The organism is Arthrobacter sp. S39, assembly GCF_004320525.1.
Taxonomy (GTDB): domain Bacteria; phylum Actinomycetota; class Actinomycetes; order Actinomycetales; family Micrococcaceae; genus Arthrobacter.
Map to the genome: position 1 here is coordinate 23,920 of NZ_SIHX01000005.1, position 19,006 is coordinate 42,925.

Sequence of the window (19,006 nt, forward strand, 5' to 3'; positions counted from 1 at the left end):
CTGATTGCCCGTCTTCTGGAAGACTGGCTCGTCAAAGGAGACACCGTCATGAACCACCTGATAAACCCCCTGATAGTGCGGGCGGCCGACGCCCCCGCCATCAAACCGGCAGTTGAGCTTGGCACTCCGCTGCTCCTGACGATCGCCGCCGTTGGCATCGCCATCCTGCTGGTGATGATCATCCGCTTCAAGATCCAGGCCTTCGTGGCGCTGCTGACCGTCAGCATCCTGGTGGCCGTGGCCTCCCAGATCCCGCTCAAGGACGTCTTCACCGTGGTGGCCACCGGCGTGGGCGGCACCATGGGCAAGGTGGCCCTGCTGATTGCCCTCGGCGCCGTCCTGGGCCGGATGATCGAGGTCTCGGGCGGCGTCCAGTCACTCGCCGCGCACTTCACCGAGAAGCTCGGAGCCAAGCGCGTTGCGGTGGCCCTGACCGCCGTCGGCTTCCTGGTGGCCATTCCCGTGTTCTTCGAGGTGGGCATCATTGTGCTGGTCCCCATCGTCTACGCCTTCGCCAAGATCGCCAACGTCCACCCGGTCAAGTTCGGCCTGCCGATGGCCGGCATCATGCTCTCCATCCACGTTGCCGTCCCGCCGCACCCGGGCATCGTCGCCGGCGCCGGTGTGTTCGGTGCCGACATCGGGCTCATCACCCTCATCTCGCTGCTGATCTGCGTCCCGCTCGGCTTCCTGTCCTACTGGGTTGCCAGCATCATGAACCGTAAAGAGTACGAGCTCCTCCCCGGCGTCAAGGCACAGGTGGACGAATTCGGTTCCGACTCCCTGGTCAAGGTCGGCCACGAAGGCCCCGGCGCCGTAGGCATCGCCCCGCCGCGCCCGGCCCTGATCATCTTCCTCATCGCCGCCCCGATCGTGCAGATCCTCATCGGCACCCTGGGCACGCTCACCATCCCCAAGGACAACTCCTGGTACGGCCTGGCTGCGTTCATCGGCAACCCGTTCTTCGCCCTGCTCGTTGCTGTTGCCCTGTCCTTCTTCCTGCTCGCTGTCCGCCGCAACTGGTCCCTGAAGGAAACCGGCGAAATCTTCGAAGGCGCGCTTCCTCCCATCGCCTCCATCCTGATGGTGGTCGCCGCCGGCGGTGTGTTCGGTGAAGTGCTCCGCACCTCCGGAATCGGTGCCGCGCTGTCCCAGACCCTGGACCACCTTGGCCTGCCGGTCATTGTGCTCGGCTTCGTCATCTCCCTGGCACTGCGCGCAGCCCAGGGTTCGGCCACCGTCGCCATCGTCACCACCACCGGCCTGCTGACCTCGGCCGTGATGGAAGGCGGCTACTCGCCCGCGCAGATCGCCGTCATCGTGATCGCCATCGGCTTCGGTTCCCTGGGCCTGTCCCATGTGACCGACGCCGGCTTCTGGACCGTGGTGCGCTACTACGGCCTGACCGTCTCCGACGGCCTGAAGACCTGGACCGTGCTGACCACCATCCTGGGCCTGGCCGGCTTCATCCTCACCTTTGTGGCCTGGATCCTGGTGGGAGGCCTGGGCGTCTGATGCGCACCCGACTCGACCACCTCGTCACCTCCGCCCTCCAGCAGGGCTCCGCCGTTCCGGCGTTCACCTGCTACGACTTCACCACCGCCCTGGCTGTGGTGGGCGCCGCCGAAGACGCGGGCCGCGGGGTCATCCTGCTGGTGGCACCCAAGACGGCCGCCACGTCCAACGGCCTGCGGCTGATCGCCGCGCTCCGCGGCCTGGCAGATGCCGCCTCCGTCCCGGTGGCGGTCCAGCTGGACCACGCGTCGGACCTCAGAGTGATGGCCGACGCCGTCGCCGCGGGGGCGGATTCGGTCCTCGCGGACGGCTCGTCCCTTCCGTATGAGGACAACGTGGCGCTCGTCCGGGCGGCCCGCGCACTGTTGGGTGCCGACGTTGTGCTCGAAGCGGAACTTGGCGGCCTGGCCGGCGACGAGGACCGGGCCTTCGGCGCGGATGAAGCCGGCGTGGCAGTGGCCGGCCTGACCGATTCCGCCCAGGTGGAGGACTTCGTGTCCCGGACCGGCGCACAGCTGCTGGCCGTGGCCGTGGGCAACGTGCACGGGAAGTACAAAGGCGAGCCGCAGCTTCGCTGGGACGTCCTGCAGGACATCGCCGTGCGGACGCACATTCCGCTGGTACTCCACGGCGCGTCGGGCATTCCGGCCGGTGAGCTGGTCAAGGCCGCCGCCATGAACGTGGGCAAGGTCAACTTCAACACCGAGCTCCGCACCGGCGTGCTGTCCACGCTCCAGGAGCAGCTCCCGTCGCACCGGGCCGACGGCGAGAACCTCCAGGGCCTGCTGGGTCACTGGAACACGTCGGCCAGGGAGTTTGCCACGTCGGCACTGGGGATGCTCACCCGCTGACGCTCTTTTGAGGTTTGGGGAGGCTAGGATCAAGCCATGATCCTGGCCTCCCTCGTTTTTGCGTTCATTGCCGCAGCCCTGCACGTCTACATCTTCACGATGGAATCCCTCACCTGGACCAGGCCTGCCACCTGGAAACGCTTCGGACTCGCTTCCCAGGCCGACGCCGAAACCACCAAGCCGCTCGCCTACAACCAGGGCTTCTACAACCTGTTCCTGGCTATCGGCGCGTTCATCGGCACCGGCTGCGTGGCATTCGCCGCCGCGGGGTCGGCGCCGTCCGTAGTCGGCTGGACCCTCGTCTTCAGCTGCTGCGGTTCCATGCTGCTGGCCGCCGTGGTGCTCGCCCTGAGCGGGAAAAAGTACCTCCGCGCCGCCGCCACCCAAGGCACCACGCCGCTGCTCGCCGTCGTACTGGGGCTCCTGGCGCTGAACCTGTAAGGCACAATCTCCAGGGCGGCACCTTGCCGCGGCCGGGCCGTCCGGGCGGACAATGTAGGTAACAACAACATCCGGCGTTTGTAGGGACCGTACGTGAGTGGTGTGCAGGAGCAGGGGGCAGCCCCGCAACACGGACCTGCCGGTCGGCGGGGCGCTGAACGCGACCTGATCATCGACCTCGTCCGGTTCTTCTGCCTGGCACTGGTGGTGGTGGGGCACTGCATGATGGTCAGCCCGGTGCTGCACCGGGACGGCACCGTCACCACCGAAAACACCCTCACGGCGCAGGGCTGGTTCGTGCCCGTCATCTGGATCTTTATGGTGATGCCGCTGTTCTTCGTGACAGGCGGAACCACCGGCCTGCAGTCCTGGCAGCGGCTCAAGGCCCGGGGCGGCACCGGCTTCGAGTTCGCCCAGGCCCGTCTGCTCCGCCTGGTCCGGCCGGCGACGGCGCTGCTGGCGTGCATGTTCGTGGGGCTGTGGGCGGCCCTGCTGCTGGGCGTTGACCCCCAAGTGATCCAGCTGATGACCGCCGGCGCGGGAATGCCGCTGTGGTTCCTGGCCGCGTACCTTGCCGCACAGCTGAACATTCCCCTGCTGGCCCGCTTCCATGACCGTGCACCCTGGCTGACGGTGGGTGCGCTGGCCGGGCTGGTGGTGGCCGTGGACTGCTTCCGCGGCGTCCTGCCCCTGCTGGCGTACGCCAACCTGGTGTTCCTGTGGTGCGCAGTGCAGCAGCTGGGTTTCCTGATGGCGGACGGCCACTTTGCCAGGCTGTCCCGGTCCGCCCTGGTGGGTCTGGTCGTCGCGGCCAACCTGTTGCTGGGCGTGGTGACGGGGCTGGGCCTGTATTCCGGGGACATGCTGGTGAACCTGAACCCGCCCAACTTCTGCCTGCTCCTGCTGGGTGTGTCGCAGGCGGCCTTCCTTCAACTGGTCCGCCCCATGCTCGGCTGGGTTGCCGGGGTGCGATGGGTCAGGGCGCTGGTGGCTGTCGCCGGACGCCGGTCCATGACGGTCTATCTCTGGCACCTTCCCCTGCTCGTGGGGATGTCCGGGCTCCTGCTGCTCACCGACTTCCCCAAACCGGCCGCCGGAACTGCCTCGTGGTGGTGGGCGCGGCCGCTGGTGCTCCTCGGCGTCGTTGCCCTGCTGCTTCCCGTCCTGGCCGCCTTCGGGAGGCTGGAGGAACGTCCGACGGCGTCAGTCCACACCCGCGGCCGGCCCGCCGGCGCGGTGGTGACTGCCGCCGTCGTGGTCTTCATCCCGGTGGCCGACGCCGCCTTCAACGGCCTCACGCTGGGGCTCCTGGGCGGGGGAGCGGCGTGCTTCGCGTTGGCCGTGCTGCTGCTGGGCAGGATGCCGGAGCGGGTGGTGGAGCAGGTGCCGGAGCGGCCCAGCGCGGCCCGCGGCGGACTGTCCGGCGGGCAGGAGGGCGGGCCATTGCCAGCAGGGCCAAGTAGTGCCAGTGTCGAACCATGACCGAGAACATGATTTCCACCGAGGACGAATTCAGCCCCGACGTTTCATTGGCACGGAACGACGCCCACCACTGCTACGAGCTGCGGGTCGGCGGAAAGGTCGCGGTGCAGTCCTTTTTCCGGGACCGGCCGGGGCACATTGATTTCACCCACACGGAGACGGCCGAGGAGTTCAAGGGCCAGGGCCTGGGAAAGGTGCTGGCGCATTTCGCGCTGGATGACGTGGTTGCCTCGGGGAAGCGGATCATCCCGCATTGCCCCTTCATTTCCGGCTACCTCCGCCAGCACGAGGGGTACGAGCAGTACATCGACTGGCCCGACGACGTTTAGCGAGGACGCCGCTCTTAATCGAAGTGGGTGAACGGCTCCTGGCTGGAGATTGAGGCGACCAGGTTCTCTGCCAGGGTCCGGAGCTTCTGGTTCCTGCCGCTGGAGGCCTTGACCAGGATGGCCATGGCCTTCTCCTGCGAGCAGCGGTTCTGGCCCACGATGATGCCGGCGGCGAGGTCGATTGCCGTCCGGGATTCCATGGCCGCCTTGAGGTCCGCGGCCAGTTGCTGGCCGGCAGCAACACGCATTGCCAGCCGAAGCGAACTCTGGGCATGGGCGGCGAACAGTTCCGCGTTGCTGATGGACTCTGAGCCAAAGGCGTTCACGTCCGGGGCGAAAATGTTAAGCGCCGCCCGGGAGTCATCGTCCAGGGTCAGGGGAACGGCCAGCACACTGAGCTGGCCCATGTCGGCGATGGCCTGCACGTATTCGGGCCAGCGCGTGTCGTGCCACCACGGGGAGCTCCATTGCTTCGGCGATGGCACGGGCTGAGTAGTCGCAGAATTCGTGCAGGAATTCAGTGACATCCCTGCTGCCGACCACAAGTTCTGCAGCTGCTCAGCCACGGCGTCGTCGGCGCGGCCGAGGGCCTTAAACGCGGACTTGTCCATAGCCTCAGTTAGGTCTGCAACTGCGCGGTATTGTGAGCTGAGCGACATTTTTATAAAGTCGATGGTGGGCCATGCAGTGTGCCCGAGGGCACCTATGCGGAGATCGCCATGAGCCACAAACTTTCCCATCACAAGCTTCGGATTGTTGTCCACGTTGATGTGGACCGCGGAAACATCAGCGTTGATGTTGGCGGCTGCCTGACGCAGAACAATTTTCCGGCACTGCTGCACCTGCTCCTCCGGGCGCAGCGCCTGGCCTCCGCCCCTCAGATAGCCCTGGACCTGCGGCACGCCATCCACCTCGACGCCGGCGTCCTGGCACATCTTCGCCACATCGCCAGTCCTGGCTCGCACCGGTCCGGGCAGCATGCAGCCATCCATCACGCGATGGGGCTTGCTGCGGCGGCGGCGCTGGAGGAGGCCGAAGACTTCCGCCTGTCGCTGCTTGAGCCGGTCTACCTGCCGGTGTGCCCCATTCATTCGGCCGCCGACTTCGAAGCGGCGCGGCGGGACGCTGTCGACGCCGCGGTGGTTGGCCACCCCAACCAGCCCACCGACCCCGTCCATCCGGTGCGCCCGTCCCGCGCCGCGTCAGTCAAGCGCTCCACCCACGAACGTGCAGCTAAGGCCCTCCGCGTGCACCATTGAGGTCATCATCTGCACGTTCGCGCGGGTATTTTGCCCCCGATTGGCGACATGCGCCAGTCAATGACGCGTTCAGGACCCCCAAAGCGCCCGTATTCCCGCGGTTTCGATAAATAGGTCACAAAAGTTTGACGAAAAGGCATGCCTAAGTAAGGCTTACCTTGCTAAAGACCCCCAACGTCAAAACTAAGGATGACCACCGTGCCGCTGCTGCCCCGTGTTGATGAGATGTACGTGGATGAGAACCGGGTGGGCCACGCCCTGCCCGGACAGGATTTCGGCTCCCGCGTGGAGCTTGCCCTCGCTGCCACCAACCATCTGCTCAACACCCGGAACTCCAACCGTTACGTGGCGCAGGTGCTGCAGGGTGTGAATGCCGTTGCCACCAAACTGGACCGCACGGCCCGGCCGTTCACCGGCGTCGGACCTGCCGAAATGAAGGCGCGCATCGGTGCCGTGGACCTGGACCGGCCGCTCCCGGACACCGCCGCAGCCCTTGAGGAGCTTGAGTCCGTCTACCTCCGGGATGCCATCTACTTCCACGATGCCAAGTACGCCGCCCACCTGAACTGCCCGGTGGTGATCCCGGCGCTGGTGGGGGAGGCCATCCTCTCCGCCGTGAACTCCTCGATGGACACCTGGGACCAGAGCGCCGGCGCCACCATGATCGAGCGCCGGCTCATCGACTGGACCGCCGAGCGGCTGCAGCTGGGGGCTGCTGCCGACGGCGTGTTCACCTCCGGCGGCAGCCAGTCCAACCTGCAGGCCCTGCTGATCGCCCGCAACCACGCCGTGGCGGGCCTGCGTCAGGAACCGGCCAACACCGGACTCCGGCTGCCCTCACTGCTGGAAAAGCTGCGCATTTTCACGTCCGCGGACAGCCATTTCAGCATCCAGAAGTCCGCGTCGATGCTCGGTCTGGGCTTCGACGCCGTCATCTCCGTCCCGTGCGCCCCGGACCACAGGATGGACCCCGCCGCCCTCGCCGAGGCCATGGCGGAAGCATACGACGCCGGGCTGGTGCCGATGGCTGTTGTGGCCACCGCCGGGACCACCGACTTCGGTGCCGTGGACCCGCTCGCCGAGCTCGCCGCCCTGGCCCGCGCGTACGGCGCCTGGTTCCACATTGACGCGGCCTACGGCGGCGGGCTGATAATTTCGAACCGCTACCGCCACCTGCTGGACGGCACACGGCTGGCCGATTCCGTCACCGTGGACTTCCACAAAACGTTCTTCCAGCCCGTCAGTTCCAGCGCCCTGCTGGTCCGGGACCGCGCCATGCTGCAGCACGTCACCTACTACGCGGACTACCTGAACCCGGAAAGCGCCGCCCTGGCCGAGATCCCCAACCAGGTGGACAAGAGCATCCAGACCACCCGGCGCTTTGACGCGCTCAAGCTGTGGCTGACCCTGCGCATCATGGGCGCGGACGCGATCGGCGCCCTGTTTGATGAGGCTATCGACCTTGCCACCCGGGTGGGCTGCGTACTGGCGGCCGACGACGACTTCGAGCTCGCCGCCGACCCGCAGCTCAGCACGCTGGTCTTCCGGTACCGGCCGCGAGTGCCCGGCTCTGTGTCTGGTCCTGGTGCTGGTGCAGATGCGCTTGCCGACGGCGGCGCCCGGCTGTCCGAGGATGCGGCCGACGCCCTCAACCCGGCCATCCGTGCGGCGGTCTTCGCCTCCGGCCAGGCCGTGGTGGCCGGCACCAAGGTGGCCGGCCGGCACTACCTGAAGTTCACCCTCCTCAACGCCGAAGCAACACTGGAGGACATCAGCGAGATCATCGGACTGCTCCGCCGCACCGGCGCGCAGCTGCTCGCCAACACCGCCACGACGGGAGCCTCCGCATGAGCGCCACGGACTTTGGCACTTCTGCAGAACCGCGCGTTTTCGACTTCGCCGGCATCGGCGTCGGGCCCTTCAACCTGGGCCTCGCCGCCCTCAGTGAGCCGGTGGACGGGCTGGACGGCGTCTTCCTGGAACAACGGGAATCCTTCGACTGGCACCCGGGCATGATGCTGGAGCCGGCCCACCTCCAGGTGCCGTTTATGGCGGACCTGGTGACGCTGGCCGACCCCACCTCGCCGTATTCGTTCCTGAATTTCCTCAAGCAGACCGGGCGGCTCTACCGGTTCTACATCCGGGAAAACTTCTATCCGCTGCGCGCGGAGTACAACCAGTACTGCCAGTGGGTGGCCGGCCAGCTGCGGTCCGTCCGTTTTAGCACGGCTGTGCTGGATATAACGTACGACGCCGGCGTGTACCGCCTTTCGGTGGAAGGTCCGGACGGGCCCGAGGTGCTGCTGGCGCGGCGGCTGGTGCTGGGCACCGGCACCTCGCCGTACGTGCCGGCTTCCTGTGACGGAATAGTCGACGCGGCGGCCAACGAAGGCGGGGGACTTGTCCTCCACAACGCCGACTACCTGTCGAGGAAGAGTGAGCTGCAGGCCAAGCGCAGCATCACCATCGTGGGCAGCGGCCAGAGTGCCGCGGAAATCTACTATGAGCTGCTGCAGGAGATCGACACCTACGGCTACCAGCTGAACTGGGTCACCCGGTCCGGGCGTTTCTTCCCGCTGGAGTACACCAAGCTCACGTTGGAGATGACCTCGCCGGAATACGTTGACTACTTCCACGGGCTGCCGCAGGACCAGCGCGACGGCCTGATCAAGAGCCAGAAAAACCTGTACAAGGGCATCAACTCCGAGCTGATCGACGCCATCTACGATCTCCTGTACACCAAGAGCCTCTCCGGCATGGTGGACACTCAGCTCCTCACGCACTCATCGCTGACGGAGGCCGCCTGGGATCCGGCCGCCGGTTCCCACACCCTGCAGCTCAGGCACGAGGAACAGGGCGCCGACTTCGCGCTGGACAGCGAGGCCGTGGTCCTGGCCACCGGCTACACCTACCGGGAACCGGGCTTCCTGGCCGGCATCCAGGACCGGATTGCCCGGGACTCCGCCGGCCGGTTCGCCGTGGCACGCAACTACAGCACCGGCGTCGAACCCGGCGAAATCTTCGTCCAGAACGCCGAGCTGCACACGCACGGCTTTGTCACCCCGGACCTGGGCATGGCCGCCTACCGCAACTCGTGCATCCTGCGCGAGATCACCGGCCGCGAGATCTATCCGGTGGAGCGCAGCATCGCGTTCCAGCAGTTCGGTGCGCCGGGATCTGTTCCAGCAGCAGGCCCGGCCCGGGAGGAGCAGACAGATAAAGCGGAGGTGACGGCATGAGCTACACGTTCCGCTGTGTTGACGCCGTCGCTGATGCACCCCTCCTCCACAGCTGGGTCACCCAGCCCTACGCATCGTTCTGGGGGATGCTGTCCGCCACAGTTGACGGGGTTGTGGAGGAGTACACAACGATCCAGTCCAGCGGGCACCACCACGCCCTGCTGGGGCTCGACGGCGGCGTCCCCGCCTTCCTGATGGAGGAGTACCGTCCGTCCGCCTCACCGCTGGCCGCAGCCTATGCCGTGCAGGACGGCGACATCGGCATGCACCTGCTGGTGGCGCCGCCGTCGGGAGGTCCCAAACCGGGTTACACCGCCTCGGTGATGGACGCCGTGCTGGACCGGCTGTTTGCGAAGCCGGGCGTGGAACGCGTTGTGGTGGAACCTGACGCCCGGAACACCAAAATCCATGTGCTCAACGAGCGGCTGGGCTTCCAGCCGGCCGGAGTCGTGAGGCTGCCGGACAAGGAAGCACTGCTCAGCTTCTGCACCCGCCAGGACTACCTTGCCGCCCGTGCGGCGCTCCGCAACCCCCAAGACCTTTCCGCCCCGATCCACCAGGGAGCCACACTGTGACCACCATCGAGCTGGACCCAACCGCCGCCGCCATGGCGGGAACCACCGCCGACACCGTCCCGCACCTCGGGCCGGAGCGCTGGGCCACGGCCAACCGCCACCTGGTCCGCAAGGCACTTGCCGAATTCCTGCACGAACGCATCCTGGCGCCGCAGCGACTGGGTACTGGCGCGGTCTCAGGCCCAGGCCCAGGCTCAGGCTCCGGTGCAGGCGCCGCGGACCCGGCTGAGCCCGCGGTGTATGTGGTCCGCAGCGACGACGGCTCCACGGCGTACTCGTTCACCGCCCGCGTCCTGGAGCTGGAGCACTGGTCGGTGGACGCAGCGTCCATCCGCTGCACCCGGAACGGCGTGGATACCGGCCCCGACGCGCTGCACTTCATTACCGAGTTCAAGGACACCCTGGGGATCCGCGAGGAGATGCTCCCGGTCTACCTCGAGGAGATCAGCAGCACCCTGGCCGGCCACTCCTACAAGCAGTGGCTGGGGCAGCCCTCGGCCCAGGAGCTTGTTGGCGGCGTGACCGGCGGAACCGACCCGGCGGCGGATTTCCAGGCCATCGAGCGCAGCATGACCGAAGGCCATCCCTGCTTCGTGGCCAACAACGGCCGGCTGGGCTTCGGCATCAGCGACTATCGGGCGTTCGCCCCGGAAACCGGGGCTCCTGTCCGGATCGAATGGATCGGGGTGCACCGCAGCAAGGCTGTCTTCACGTCCAGCGCCGGACTGGACTACCGTGCCCACCTGGAAGCCGAACTGGGTGCCGGGGTCCTGCAGTCCTTTGACGCCGAATTCACCGCGCAGGGCGTTGACCCTGCCGGGTACTTCCTGATGCCCGTGCACCCCTGGCAGTGGGAAAACAAGCTCACCGTCACGTTCGCGGCCGAAATCGCGCAGCAGCACATCATCCACCTCGGGACAGGCCCGGACAGCTACCAGGCCCAGCAGTCCATCCGCACGTTCTTCAACACGAGCGCCCCGGAAAAGAGTTACGTCAAGACGGCGATGTCGGTCCTGAACATGGGCTTCATGCGGGGCCTCTCGCCGCAGTACATGAAAGCCACCCCGGCCATCAACGACTGGCTGCAGGACCTGATCCGTTCGGACGGCGCCCTGCAGAAGAGCGGCCTGGCCATGATCAGCGAGATCGCGGCCATCGGCTACCACAACAGCTACTACGAGGCCGCGTCCGCCAAGGGCTCGCCGTACCGGAAGATGCTGTCAGCGCTGTGGCGGGAGAGTCCGCTTCCGCTGCTGGAGGACGGCCAGCAGCTGGCCACGATGGCATCGCTGCTGCACGTCGATTCGGCTGGCCGGCCCATGGCGTCTGCCTTCATCGAGCGCTCCGGACTGGAACCGGCCGAATGGCTGCGCCGCTACTTCGAGGCCTACCTCGTTCCGCTGGTCCACTGCCTCTACCGGTACGAGCTCGCGTTTATGCCGCACGGCGAGAACGTCATCCTGGTGCTGGAGGACGGCGTACCCGTCCGGGCAGTCATGAAGGACATCGCCGAGGAAATCGTGGTGATGGGGGACCGGCTGGACCTCCCCGAGGAAGTTTCACGCATCCGCGCGGACATTCCCGACGGCGAAAAGGTCCTGGCTATCTTTACCGACGTCTTCGACTGCATCTTCCGGTTCCTCGGCGCGCTGCTGGTGGAGGACGGGAAGCTCAGCGAGGATCAGTTCTGGGGTACCGCCGCCCGGGTCATCCGGGATTACCAGGCCGAAAACCCGGAGCTGGCCGATCAGTTCGCCCGCCACGACCTGTTCGCCGCCGATTTTGAACTGTCGTGCCTGAACCGGCTGCAGCTGCGGAACAACCAGCAGATGCTCGACCTGACCGACCCGTCCGGGGGGCTCCAGATGGCAGGCCGGCTGAAGAACCCGCTCGCAAGGTTCGCCACCGCCCGCTGACCCGCCGTTGATGAGGCGCGAACGTACACTTGGCGCCCCGCGGAGAGGGCCTCAAGTGTACGTTCGCGCTGTGGGAGGGCCTCAAGTGTACGTTCGCGCAATAGGCTGGGGGCATGACGCCTCGGGACGCTAAGACCACAGCCCTCATCACCGGAGCCAGCGCCGGGCTGGGCGCCGAGTTCGCGCGGCAGCTGGCGGCCCAGGGACACAACCTGGTGCTGGTGGCCCGGGACCGGGCCCGGCTCGAAAAGACGGCGGCGGACCTGGAACGGCGGTTCGGGATCACGGCTGAGGTGCTGCCCGCGGACCTGACGGACGACGGCGGGGTGGCCGCCGTCGTCGGACGCCTCACGGCCGCGGAAAACCCGGTGGGCATCCTGGTCAACAACGCGGGCATCGGACTGCTCCATAACTTCGAGCAGAACCACATCGACGAGGAGAAACGGCACCTGAAGCTGCACGGTGAGACCGCCATGGAACTGAGCCACGCCGCGCTGCAGGGCATGCTGGAACGCGGATCGGGCCGGATCATCAACGTGGCCAGCGTGGCAGCGTTCCTGCCGCGCGGCACGTACTCGGCCGCGAAGGCGTGGCTGCTCAGCTTCAGCCGCTGGGCCAGCCTGGCCTACGCGGCGCGGGGCGTGAAGGTCACGGCGGTGTGCCCCGGTTTCACGCACACCGAGTTCCACGACCGGATGGGAATGGACAAGTCGGTTGCGCCTGCCTGGACCTGGCTGACTGCCGAGCGGGTGGTGCGTGAAGGCCTGGCCGACAACCTCCGCGGCAAGGCCGTGTCCATCCCCTCGAAGCGCTACAAGGCCCTGGCTGTTGCGGTCCGCGTGCTGCCGGACCGGCTAGTCACCGGGCCCGCGCGCAAAGCGAAGTAGCGGGCTCGATCCCGGCCGGGTCCGTACCGTCACGACGACGAGGATTCCCACGAGCGCGCCCACGAACGTTTCCACTCCGCGTTCCAGGATGAGTACGGAGGGGTCGATCGGTGCCGCCAGCTGCGTCATCAGCAGGATCACGGGCGTGAACGAGACCATGGCCAGGCCGTAGTGCCGGGCCATAAAGAGTTCGGTGGTGAACTGGAAAACGATGACCAGGATGGCCAGGACCGCCACCTGCTGGGCTGCGAACAGCGGCGCCAGCGACCACGGCGCCTGGACAAGGACGACGGCGGTGACGGCCAGTCCGAGGAATGTCCCTACAATGCGGTGGATCCCCCGCCGGACCCGGCTGGGGAGGTCGGCCCCGGCCAGCGGGACAGCGGCGGCCGCCATGGCCCAGTGCGGATGTCCGCTGCCGCTGATGACCCCGATGGCTCCGGCCAGGCCGACAGCCAGCGTGTACCTGGCCGCGTGCACGGCGGCCGCCCGCCCTGCCGCACCGCGGAGGGATACGACGTCGCGCGCGGCTCCCGGCTGCCAGGCCCGGCCGCGGACCCAGCCGCCGAAGCCCACCACCATGGAGAAGGCCGCCGCTCCTGCGGCGATCAGCAGGGCGGCATACCAGGGGACGGACATGGGTACCGAGGCGCAGGCGCCCAGGGCCAGGATGCCGAAGAACGGGCCGTTGGGCTTGAGCTTCACACGGTCCGAATACACCGAACCGACGCCGGCCAGCACCGCTTCCACGGCCACCAGCCACCACGACTGGAGGTGGTTGACGGACAGGAAGACGCCCACGGCGACCCCGCTGAGGAGGACGAGCGCGGCCTGGGACTGGTGCCGGAGACGCAGCTGGTGCGGTTCTGACCGTCCGTACATCCCCGTCAGGGCGCCGAACACCGCGTAGATGATCAGGTCCGCGTGCCCCAGAAGCAGCAGGATGAGTGAGGGGACAGCGACACTGAGTGCGACGCGGAGCGCCGCCAGGTGGTCGTTGTTCGCGGGTTCCAGCCGGTGGAGGGCACGGACTTGCCGCAGCACTGGCTTCACGCGTTGACACCCCTCATGTGGTTGGCTGCCCCGGGCGGGGCCTTTCAAAATTATCTCCCGGCGCACGGCTAAGGCCCGCCCTGCGTGCTTCCCCCAAGGAAGAACGCGGGACGGGCCTTTGAGCGGGCCAGACAAAACAGCGGCTACAAGGCGGCCCTGACAGGCCGGTTTGTTGGTTGCGGTGCTTGGACTGCGGTGCTTAGACGCTGGCCGGAACCTTAGTGGCCGAGGCGTCGGTGATGTCCTGGGTCTCGAACGGCATGTCGTCCAGGTCGATCAGCGGGTTCTCGTCCTGGGTGGCTACCAGTTCCCTGGCCTCCGCCTGGGTGTCCACGCTGGGCATGGAGCCGGGCAGCGGGCGCTGGGCTGATTCCTTGAGGAAGTAGATCGCCACTGCCCCGATCACCGAGGTGCCCATCAGGTAATAGGCAGGCATCATGTCGTCGCCGGTTGCGCCGATGAGGGCCGCGACGATGAACGGCGTGGTGCCGCCGAAGATGGCCACCGAGAAGTTGTAGGCGATGCCCATCGCTCCGTAACGGCTCGCAGTAGGGAACTGTGCCGGGAGGGCGGAGGCGAGGTTCGCTATGTAGAAAGTCACCGGGAACGCAATCATTGCCAGGCCTGCCAGCGTGGACCAGACCTCACCGATACCGATCAGCAGGAAGGCCGGGATCGAGAACACTATGGTGCTCACGGCGCCGATCCACAGCACGGGGCGGCGGCCGATCCTGTCGGAGAGCTTGCCGGTCAGCGGAATGCAGACGGCCATGATCACGAGGACAGGGATGGTCAGCAGCGTGCCATGGACAGGGTCGTAGCCCTTGGACTCGGTGAGGTACGTCGGCATGTAGGACGTCAGCGCGTAACCCACGGTGTTGGCCGCGGCAGCGAGGATCATGGCGAGCACAATCTGGCGCCAGTAAGCCTTCACGATGCCCAGCGGGCCCTTGGAGGCGTCCGCATCGGCTGCGGCAGCATCCTTGCCCAGGGCTTCCTGGGCGTCCAGGGTTGCCTGGAACTGGGGGGATTCCTCGATCTTGTTCCGGAAGTACACGGCGATGAGGCCCAGCGGTCCGGCGATGAGGAACGGCAGCCTCCAGCCCCATTCCTCCATGGCGGACTGGCCAAGCGTCAGCTGCAGTACGGATACCAGTGCGGCACCCATGGCGAAGCCGATGTAGCTGCCCATGTCCAGGAAGCTGGCAAAGAAACCACGGCGCTTGTCCGGCGCGTATTCGCTGACGAACGTTGTGGCACCGGCGTATTCACCGCCGGTGGAGAAACCCTGCACAAGCTTCAGCAGCACCAGGAGGGCCGCGGCCCAGATGCCGATCTGCGCGTAGCCGGGAAGCAGTCCGACGGCGAACGTGCTGGCCGCCATGATCATCAGTGTTGCGGCCAGTACCTTCTGGCGGCCGATCTTATCGCCGAGCCAGCCGAAGACGACACCGCCGAGGGGGCGGGCGATGAAGGTGGCCGCGAAGGTTCCCAGCAGGAACAGCGTCTGGACCGACTTGTCTGCCTCGGGCAGGAAGACGGGTCCCATGGTGGTGATCAGGTAGCCGAACACACCGACGTCGTACCATTCCATGGTGTTACCCACGATGGTTCCGCCGAGTGCCTTTTTCAGCATGGGCTGGTTGACTACATTCACGTCGGACTCCTTGAGCCGGCGACGTGCAAGAATTTTAGGTTTCCGCACACTGGGTGGTGCGGTTGGTGGCATTACATTGTTGGTTCCGCTGGCGTTGTTAACGCCTGCTGAAGAGTCGGTCATGCTTCGGTCTGTGGGCATTTGGGCAACTCCTATGGAGGTCATTTGCTTGCGACTTGTAGCTGCCCCGCTCCGGGCAGGCCTTCAATTTTACGCGAATTCCGTGGCAATTGAGAGTTCGATGCCGTAGGATCACCCGTTTCAGGGCGTTTTCGGCCATTGTCGTCTGATTTCTTTTCGCCGGTTTGGCCGCGCCATCATTGGGAATGACGCCCGGCGGGGCCATCGTTACGTAATCTTTTTCCGCCAGGCCGCTTTGGGACGGCTTTCGGCAACCTGTTCAGGCCTAATGGTGACGCCCGCCACGGAACTTTGGAGCACTCGGGGACACCCTTCGCCGACCCAAATCGGGGGTTCACAAGCCGGGCGCAAGCTGCCTATTGTTGAGCCATGGGAACACTGATTTTTGAGTAGGCGGACGCCTGCGGCCCCGACCATCGTGCCCGCGTCCACGCTGAGCTCGTCAGACACGCTGATCCTCCTCAGAAAGGTTCCACCCAATGACTGAACAAAACACTCCCAATGAGCCCGACACCCCTGCCGAAAAACCAGAAGCCAAGGGCATCAGGGCCGGGCTCACCGAAGCGCAGCGGGCCATGCTCGCCAGCAAGTCCCGGGGTGGCGACTCCGGGCTGCAAAGCGTTGGCAAGAACCACAAGCCCACGCATGCAAGCGGCAAACAGGGGCCGGTCGAGAAGAAAGTCCGCTGGTAATTCCAGCCCCGGAAAGGCACTCCAGTCTTACTGCTGGTAAACACTTCATTTCATTGCGGAAAGGAAGAAAAAATGGCTGAAAAACATACTGGGTCCAAGGTCGCACCGGAGGTCGCGGAACATCTCGCGGCAGCCATGGACAAACCGTCCATGCCAGGCCCGGCCACCATTGCCGTGAGCACCGCCATGGCGGGGATGCAACGCTGGCCCGACGGCAACGGCAAGCGCCGGCACCCCAAGGAACGGGGTTCTTCCCACGGACGGGCCGGCCAGGAAGCAGCAGTGACGGCCGTGCACAGGACCGGCCGCCCGCAGATGCCGCACTCATCCTAGGAATCCTGGGCTGAATGACGCGCACCTGACCTGACGACACGCAAAAGACCTGGCGACACCCGAATACGGGTGTCGCCCAGGTCTTTTCCGTGTCCCCGGTGACTTTGCGTGTCGCCAGCGCAGCGGCGCTAGGACTCGTCCACCACCTCGTCGGCGTCCTTGTCCAGCCGCCACCCCCGCCACACCGGATGCCGGAGCTTCCCGCTGCCGGTCCATTGGCCGAAGGTCACCTCGCCCACCAACCGCGGCGTCACCCAGTGGGCGTCAGAGGCATCCTCGCGGGGGACGTCGTCGAACGGGGAGGTTTTCCGGGCGAGTCCGTCCACTGTCTGCCGGAGTTCCTCCAGTTCGCGCAGGCTGAAGCCGCTGCCCACCCGGCCCACGTACCGCAGCTTGTTGCCGTCGGGGATGCCCACCAGGAGCGAACCCACCGAACTCTGCCGCCCGCCTTTGCCCGGCCGCCAGCCGCCCACCACCACTTCCTGGGTCTGCTCCAGCTTGATCTTGATCCAGGTCCGGGTCCGTTGCCCGCTGACATACCGGCTGTCCGTCCGCTTGGCCATCACGCCCTCGAGCCCCAGCTCACGCGCGCTCTCCAGGATGTGCTCGATCCGGTCATCCAGGACCGGAGACAGCTCCACGGGGCATGCCGACGGCTGGTGGAACTCCTCAAGCCGTTGCCGCCGCTTGCCATACGGAAGGCGCCGGAGGTCCTTGCCGCCGTCGGACAGCAGGTCAAAAAGCATCAGCCGCACCGGTATGGCGGCCCGGGCGCGGGCGACGTCGGCGGGCCGGGTCAGCTTCATGCGGCCCTGCAGTACGCCGAAGTCGGGTTTGCCGGAAGGCCCGACGGCGAAGATCTCCCCGTCGGCGACGAACGGCCGGTCCGGCCAGCAGGTCCGGTCGGTCAGCTCGGGGTAGCTTGCGGTGACGTCGTTGCCGTTGCGGCTGAAGATCCGGACCTTCTCTTCGTCGGCGACGATCACCGCCCGGACGCCGTCCCACTTGAGTTCATACTGCCAGTCGCTGCCATGGAGGTCCGCGGCGGTGCCGGCTGTGGCCATCATCGGCCTGAGGTCTTCGGTGGCAGCCTCGGGCGCCGGCCCGGGCTTCTGTTCGTCCAGTTCCTTCTTCTCGACTGGTCCGTTGTCAGGCCCGTCGTTGGGCCCGTCATCATCCGCAGGAGACTTTCGCGGATGGAACGTGTGGTACTCCTTGTCCATCAGGTGGATGAGCCACTGCCCGTCTGAATCCTTGCCCTGCCCCCGGCCGGTGTTGATCAGGGCGAACTTCCTGGTGCCGCCCAGGCCTCCGCCCTCGGCGCCGGTGAGCGTTGCGATGACCTCGCGGCCGTTGATCCACTTCTCGAGCTCGTAGGTGCCGTGATCCCAGATTGTCATTTCGCCGGCGCCGTACTGGCCCGTGGGAATGGTGCCCTCGAATGTGAGGTAGTCCAGCGGATGGTCCTCGGTCTGGACCGCCAGGTGGTTTTTGCCGCCGGACTCCGGAATACCTTTGGGCAGGGCCCAGGACACCAGCACACCGTCATGCTCCAACCTGAGATCGAAGTGCAGCCGGCTGGCATGGTGTTCCTGGATCACAAAGGCGTCGCCGGCGCCCCCGGTGCCGCTGAACGGCTCCGGCGTGGCGTCCGGATCCCGCATCGACCGGTACTTTTCGAGGCGAGGGTGAGTGCCGCCGTCGTGCTGGTTCCCTCCCGGGTTCCCGGAACCGCTGGCGACGGCGGCGAACGGGTCCTTGCCTGCCTTCACCCGGCGCATCACAGCGTTGTAGTCGAGGTGCTGGAGGTTGGCGGTTCCGAGCTCCCGCCAGGTCCGGGGGGCGGCAACCGTGGGGGTGTGCCTGCCCCGGAGGGAGTAGGGAACGATGGTGGTCTTAGCTGCACTGTTCTGGCTCCAGTCCACCAGGACCTTGCCTTTGCGCAGGGTTTTCTTCATGTCGCTGACGGCGAGGGCCGGGTGGTCTGCCTCCAGGGCACGGGCGAGTTCGTGGGCAAAGTCCGAGATCTGGTCGGAAGTCTGGGTTCCGTCCAGGCCGGCGTAGAGGTGGATCCCCTTGCTGCCGCTGGTCACCGGCACGGGGTCCAGGCCCACGTCCTGCAGGATGGCGCGCGCCAGGAAAGCCACCTCCACGCATTCTTCGAGCCCGGCGCCATCGCCGGGATCCAGGTCCAGGACCAGCCGGTCCGGATTCAGCTGCTTGCCGTGGGAGTCCACCTGCCACTGGGGCACGTGGATTTCCAGCGAGTTGATCTGGCCGAACCAGGTGAGCGTGGCGGGATCGTTGACCATCGGGTAGTAGATGGTGCGGTCCTTGTGGGTGATGGCCGCGCGGGGGAGCCAGCCCGGGGCGGAATCCTCCAGGTTCTTCTGGAAAAACACCTCGCCGGGATTCTCCGCCGTGCCCACGCCGTTGACCCACCGCTTGCGGGTGGCGGGACGTTTGGCGGCGGCCGGGATCAGCACGTGGGCGACGGCGGCGTAGTAAGCCAGGACATCGGCCTTGGTGGTGCCGGTCTCCGGATAGATGATTTTGTCCAGGTTGGTCAGGGTGAGCTCCCGCCCCGCCACCCGGACACGCTCCTTAGCGCCGGCCAAAGGTCTTCACCTCCGGCG

General features: G+C 66.4%; 17 protein-coding genes. 13 read left to right on the forward strand and 4 right to left on the reverse strand.

Annotation, left to right across the window (positions count from 1 at the left end; translation table 11 throughout):
- Nucleotides 1-48 precede the first annotated feature (48 nt).
- From EYS21_RS11290 to EYS21_RS11310, 5 genes are all read left to right on the forward strand, one after another.
- Entirely contained in the window at nt 49-1,515 is a 1,467-nt protein-coding gene (locus EYS21_RS11290; RefSeq protein WP_131133312.1) for a GntP family transporter, read from the forward strand.
- On the forward strand, nt 1,515-2,366 hold the full coding sequence (locus EYS21_RS11295; protein ID WP_131133313.1) for a class II fructose-bisphosphate aldolase: 852 nt from the start codon (nt 1,515-1,517) through the stop codon (nt 2,364-2,366). The genes EYS21_RS11290 and EYS21_RS11295 overlap by 1 nt, the downstream gene beginning before the upstream one ends.
- A gap of 36 nt (nt 2,367-2,402) precedes the next feature.
- A complete protein-coding gene (locus tag EYS21_RS11300) occupies nt 2,403-2,807 on the forward strand; it encodes a DUF1304 domain-containing protein (protein WP_131133314.1) in 405 nt (134 codons plus the stop codon).
- Between the two features lie 102 nt (nt 2,808-2,909).
- The gene (locus EYS21_RS11305) at nt 2,910-4,289 is read left to right on the forward strand and encodes an acyltransferase (RefSeq protein WP_131133615.1); all 1,380 of its coding nucleotides are present in this window, start codon (nt 2,910-2,912) and stop codon (nt 4,287-4,289) included.
- The gene (locus EYS21_RS11310) at nt 4,286-4,618 is read left to right on the forward strand and encodes a GNAT family N-acetyltransferase (RefSeq protein WP_131133315.1); all 333 of its coding nucleotides are present in this window, start codon (nt 4,286-4,288) and stop codon (nt 4,616-4,618) included. Before EYS21_RS11305 ends, EYS21_RS11310 begins: the two co-directional genes overlap by 4 nt.
- Before the next feature lie 14 nt (nt 4,619-4,632).
- On the opposite strand, the gene EYS21_RS23395 is transcribed toward EYS21_RS11310, so the two are convergent.
- A complete protein-coding gene (locus EYS21_RS23395; RefSeq protein ID WP_165478298.1) occupies nt 4,633-5,229 on the reverse strand; it encodes an ANTAR domain-containing protein in 597 nt (198 codons plus the stop codon).
- A 108-nt stretch (nt 5,230-5,337) separates the two neighbouring features.
- On the opposite strand from EYS21_RS23395, the gene EYS21_RS23400 reads away from it, so the two are divergent.
- The 6 genes from EYS21_RS23400 (at nt 5,338) to EYS21_RS11340 (ending at nt 12,494) form a co-directional block, all read left to right on the forward strand.
- Nucleotides 5,338-5,877: a hypothetical protein gene (locus tag EYS21_RS23400; protein WP_165478299.1), complete on the forward strand. Its 540-nt coding sequence runs from the start codon at nt 5,338-5,340 to the stop codon at nt 5,875-5,877.
- Nucleotides 5,878-6,102: 225 nt separating this feature from the next.
- A complete protein-coding gene (locus tag EYS21_RS11320) occupies nt 6,103-7,728 on the forward strand; it encodes a pyridoxal-dependent decarboxylase (RefSeq protein WP_131133616.1) in 1,626 nt (541 codons plus the stop codon).
- A complete protein-coding gene (locus tag EYS21_RS11325) occupies nt 7,725-9,116 on the forward strand; it encodes a lysine N(6)-hydroxylase/L-ornithine N(5)-oxygenase family protein (protein ID WP_131133317.1) in 1,392 nt (463 codons plus the stop codon). Before EYS21_RS11320 ends, EYS21_RS11325 begins: the two co-directional genes overlap by 4 nt.
- On the forward strand, nt 9,113-9,691 hold the full coding sequence (locus EYS21_RS11330; protein ID WP_131133318.1) for a GNAT family N-acetyltransferase: 579 nt from the start codon (nt 9,113-9,115) through the stop codon (nt 9,689-9,691). The genes EYS21_RS11325 and EYS21_RS11330 overlap by 4 nt, the downstream gene beginning before the upstream one ends.
- Nucleotides 9,692-9,723: 32 nt before the next feature.
- Nucleotides 9,724-11,607 (forward strand): IucA/IucC family siderophore biosynthesis protein, encoded by a 1,884-nt coding sequence (locus tag EYS21_RS11335; RefSeq protein WP_131133617.1) that lies wholly within the window; start codon nt 9,724-9,726, stop codon nt 11,605-11,607.
- Between the two features lie 113 nt (nt 11,608-11,720).
- Nucleotides 11,721-12,494 carry an SDR family oxidoreductase gene (locus tag EYS21_RS11340; RefSeq protein ID WP_131133319.1) on the forward strand — a complete coding sequence of 258 codons (774 nt, stop codon included), beginning with the start codon at nt 11,721-11,723 and terminating at the stop codon, nt 12,492-12,494.
- Here EYS21_RS11340 and EYS21_RS11345 read toward each other — a convergent pair.
- Complete coding sequence (locus tag EYS21_RS11345; protein WP_131133320.1) at nt 12,462-13,547, reverse strand: FUSC family protein; 1,086 nt, start codon at nt 13,545-13,547, stop codon at nt 12,462-12,464. The two genes, EYS21_RS11340 and EYS21_RS11345, sit on opposite strands and share 33 nt — an antisense overlap.
- A 199-nt stretch (nt 13,548-13,746) precedes the next feature.
- Complete coding sequence (locus tag EYS21_RS11350; RefSeq protein WP_131133321.1) at nt 13,747-15,345, reverse strand: MFS transporter; 1,599 nt, start codon at nt 15,343-15,345, stop codon at nt 13,747-13,749.
- A gap of 479 nt (nt 15,346-15,824) precedes the next feature.
- Here EYS21_RS11350 and EYS21_RS11355 point away from each other — a divergent pair, with 479 nt between their 5' ends.
- Together EYS21_RS11355 and EYS21_RS11360 are read left to right on the forward strand one after the other, a co-directional pair.
- Entirely contained in the window at nt 15,825-16,037 is a 213-nt protein-coding gene (locus EYS21_RS11355) for a hypothetical protein (protein WP_131133322.1), read from the forward strand.
- A 72-nt stretch (nt 16,038-16,109) separates the two neighbouring features.
- Nucleotides 16,110-16,370: a hypothetical protein gene (locus EYS21_RS11360; RefSeq protein WP_131133323.1), complete on the forward strand. Its 261-nt coding sequence runs from the start codon at nt 16,110-16,112 to the stop codon at nt 16,368-16,370.
- Nucleotides 16,371-16,498: 128 nt separating this feature from the next.
- On the opposite strand, the gene EYS21_RS11365 is transcribed toward EYS21_RS11360, so the two are convergent.
- Entirely contained in the window at nt 16,499-18,988 is a 2,490-nt protein-coding gene (locus EYS21_RS11365) for an ATP-dependent DNA ligase (RefSeq protein WP_131133324.1), read from the reverse strand.
- Between the last annotated feature and the right edge of the window lie 18 nt (nt 18,989-19,006).